4 protein-coding genes are annotated in these 3,781 nt (G+C 44.2%); 2 read left to right on the top strand and 2 right to left on the bottom strand.

The genetic code is table 11. The annotated features are described in order from the left end of the window. A partial coding sequence (locus tag B4J23_RS11595; protein ID WP_291360764.1) for a response regulator occupies window positions 1–243 on the bottom strand: 243 nt, incomplete at its 3' end. A 14-nt stretch (window positions 244–257) separates the two neighbouring features. After that, window positions 258–1,922, bottom strand: a complete 1,665-nt coding sequence (gene baeS / locus B4J23_RS11590; RefSeq protein WP_291360762.1) for a sensor histidine kinase efflux regulator BaeS — start codon at window positions 1,920–1,922, stop codon at window positions 258–260. Window positions 1,923–2,059: 137 nt separating this feature from the next. Between baeS and B4J23_RS11585 the strand changes: the two genes are divergently transcribed. Next, window positions 2,060–2,689 carry a hypothetical protein gene (locus tag B4J23_RS11585; RefSeq protein WP_284880395.1) on the top strand — a complete coding sequence of 210 codons (630 nt, stop codon included), beginning with the start codon at window positions 2,060–2,062 and terminating at the stop codon, window positions 2,687–2,689. A 309-nt stretch (window positions 2,690–2,998) separates the two neighbouring features. Further along, window positions 2,999–3,781 (top strand): acyl-CoA dehydrogenase N-terminal domain-containing protein (locus B4J23_RS11580; protein WP_291360759.1); only part of this gene is annotated, 783 nt, incomplete at its 3' end.

The following is a 3,781-nucleotide window of genomic DNA, read 5'->3' as shown; positions in this document are numbered from 1 at the left end:
ACGCGCAGTCACCATAATGATCGGCAAATCTGACTGTTCACGCACTTTACGGCAAATGGTCAGACCATCTATACGCGGCACCATCAGGTCCAGAATCATCAGGCTCGGTTTACGCTGGGTAAAACTGTTATATGCTTCTTGCCCATCATGAAACACGCTGACTTCAAAACCAGCAGCCTCTAGATAATCTCGCACCAACAGGGCAAGTTCGACTTCGTCTTCAACCAGCATAATATGTTTCATGAATATATTTTCCTTTATGGTTTCATTTGTTTAGGAAAGCTTAGTTTGCATCGTAAACCACCTAATGGTGAATGTGCAAAGCTTAAGCTACCACCCATAGCCTGAGTAATTTTACAAGATAAGGCCAGACCCAAGCCTGTTCCACCGGTGGCACGGGTACGCGAATCATCAACACGATAGAAACGCTCACCAATGCGAGCCAGCTGCTCATCGGTCAGACCGAATGGACTGTCATCGACATATAAGGTCCATTCTTTCTCATTCTGTTCGGTATGGATATGTACCTGGCCACCGGCTTCTGTATAACGAATACTGTTGCTGAGCAGGTTGGCTACAATCTGCTTGAAACGGTCCAGATCTAGATCAACTTCAGCACCGTCACCTTCAATAGTCACTTTCAGATCAGCCTGTTCAAATTTAGGCTGGAAGTTCATCAATTCCTGCTGCACCACCTCCCATGGATTTACAGTTGCATAGTAAAACTGTAATTGCTGTGCATCAGCCTGCGCTAGAGCTGCCAAGTCCTGAGTCAGTTTTTTCAGGCTGGTTACCTGTGCCAACATCGATGCAAAATGCTCTGGTGTCGGTTTACGGATTCCATCCTGCATCGCTTCAATTTGTGCCTGCAAGACTGCCAGCGGAGTTTTCAGTTCATGTGAAGTATCTGCTACCCACTGACGGCGTGAAATTTCATGCTGATCCAGAATCACTGCCAATTGATTCAGCTCATTAGACAGATCACCCAGCTCATCATTACGTTTCACTTTCACTTGATGCTGATAATTACCGCGAGTCAATTCACGTGTTCCGTTCAACAAACGCTGAATCGGTTTTTTAAAATAAGTTGCCAGTAATAATGCAGCAATCAGACTGGCTAGAATACTTAAACCATAAACTAAAAATAAGTAACGTTTCTGATTACTAAAGAAATTAATACTTAAAGCATCATCTTGGTCTAAAACCGGTTTCAAACCAAGATAACCGACTACCTGGTTTTCAACCATAATCGGACGATAAGAAATCTGCTCATCTGACGCCTCACCTACTACAAAACGACGTTTGGCATCATAGAGTGACAGGCGTGAACTCAGACCCAGACGGTCTGGCATCTGGATAAACTGCTTCTTGCCAGTGGGCTGCTGAACCGGCTGTTGACCGCCATTATTGTCTTTACGGTCGGTTCTAAACAGGTTCTGATTGGAGCTAAGTGGAAATCTTAAACCTTCAAAAGGCTGGAATTGTGATGGCAAGTTAGACGCCAGAATACGCAATTCTTCTTCATTGACTGAGCGCGGTGTTAGATTTGGTTCAACCATACTTGAAGGGGCTACAGTGGCTAAGGTCTGCTCCTGAAAATAACGCTGCTGCAAGGCAATATCATATTGACGGCGCAACCACCAGCGCGATAAACGGTCATAATCATCCGGTGCAGCTTCACCTTCAATTTGCAGAATCTGCGCCTGAATAGCGTTACCCCAGTCTTCATATACCGTATAGACATCAGCCAGATTCTCGATCACATGATCCAGCTTCTGCATTTCTACATCTGCGACATAGCGGGTAAAGTTGCGCTGCATATTCAGATGCAATACGCCCAGACTCACCGTAGTAATTACCAGGGTAGTCAATAAAACAGTCAAAAACAGACGTAATGCAATCGGAATACGGCGAATCTTCAAAGTAAAAATCTCAGTTTTTCTTCTCTATATTCATTATTGTAGCGAACACAGACTTAAAAAACTCTCCATTGTTTCTTCATCTTTATTATTTAATCTTTACTCATCAAAAAGAATCAGCTCTTGAATGGGGTAAAAACATGAAAGCAATGACAAAAATTGCCTTAATCAGTGCCAGTGTTTTATCGATGGGTGCATTGACTGCCTGTCAATCTACGAGCAACGTGAATGAGCAGAAAGATCATTCTCGTATGATGAAACACCATGAAGGTCAAAAACAGCATCGTCTCACTCCAGAGCAACGCGAACAATTCAAGGCCGCTCGTGCAGAACGCATGCAATTGCATAAACAGATTCAACAGGCCTGTGACGGCAAAGCTGTAGGCAGTGCAGTTCAAATCAAGGCTGGCGATAAAACCATTGATGGTCAATGCAAGATTTCTTTCAAACCTGACCATAAAGGTATGAAAGGTCAACGTGGTGAATTCCGTGGCATGCGCGGTGAACATCGTCCAATGCGTGATGAATTCCGAGGTGGTATGAACCGTGGAGAAGCATTAACGGATAGTCAACGTGCAGAAATGGTCAAACAGTATGATCAGCGTTTATCAGAACGTCAGGCTTTACAAACTGCGTTTGCCAACGCTTGTAAAGGTCAAACCCACGGCAAGGCAGTTCAAGTGAAAGCGGGTACTCAAACCATTGATGGTCAATGTATCGTCCATTTCCAGCCGAATGCACCCATCAAGATGACTAAAGCTGCATCTTGATCTTCTTCTACGTTTCTTATTCCTTCAAATTCAGGCACCTTCGGGTGCCTTTTTTTATAGCTGACTCCTCAGTCCTCTTTTGACCATTCATGTTCTGCTAATTTCTACAAAAGTCTTTGCAGTCAATATGTTTACTGTTCTGTGCAGATTAATCTTTGACTTTATAGTCACCAAGAAAGCCGCCTGAAAGCTTGTATGGCCGGGCAAGATGTTGCACGATTAGATTCATAGCAATACGTGTCACTGAAGGCACGTTTCAATTAATTTAGGATGATAACGCTGGTCTAAACCAGTATTGAGGAAACCGATATGCCACAATACAAAGCGCCCTTACGTGACATGCAATTCGTTCTGCACGAATTATTAAATGCTGAAGAACATTACGCAAAACTTCCTGCGTTTCAAGAAAACGTAAGCCGTGAGTTGGTTGATCAGTACCTAGAAGCTGCAGCTGACTTCTGTGAAAATGAATTATCTCCTCTAAATCAGGTCGGCGACCGTGAAGGTTGTACCTGGAATGACGGCGTTGTAACGACACCGACTGGCTTTAAAGAAGCTTACCAAAAATACATCGAGCTAGGCTTCCCTTCTCTTTCTGCTGAAGAGCAATACGGCGGTCAAGGCTTACCAAATTCTTTAGGTATCAGTATTTCTGAAATGGTGGGTACTGCGAACTGGGCTTGGGGCATGTACCCTGGTCTGTCTCATGGTGCAGTTCGTACTTTAGAACACCACGGTTCTCAAGAACAAAAAGACGCTTATCTGCCTAAACTGGTTTCAGGTGAATGGACAGGTACCATGTGTCTGACTGAATCTCATGCAGGTTCTGACCTCGGTATTATCCGTACTAAAGCTGAACCACAAGCAGACGGTAGCTATGCAATCTCTGGCGAGAAAATCTTTATCTCTGCTGGTGAACACGACATGGCAGAGAACATCATCCACATCGTACTTGCTCGTCTGCCTGGCGCGCCTAAAGGTACTAAAGGTATTTCTCTGTTCATCGTACCAAAATTCAACCTGAATGCTGACGGTTCAATCGGTGAGCGTAACGGCGTACGTTGTGGTTCAATCGAACACAAAATGGGGATC

The sequence above is a fragment of the Acinetobacter sp. UBA3025 genome, assembly GCF_002367915.1.
In the GTDB taxonomy this organism is placed as follows: Bacteria; Pseudomonadota; Gammaproteobacteria; order Pseudomonadales; family Moraxellaceae; genus Acinetobacter.
Note: the sequence above shows the minus strand (reverse complement) of the source record. Positions and strands in the feature narration are given on the sequence as shown.

Coding starts and splice junctions, on each gene's coding strand:
- B4J23_RS11585 (WP_284880395.1), top strand. CDS start 2,060: ATGAAAGCAATGACAAAAATTGCCTTAATCAGTGCCAGTGTTTTATCG.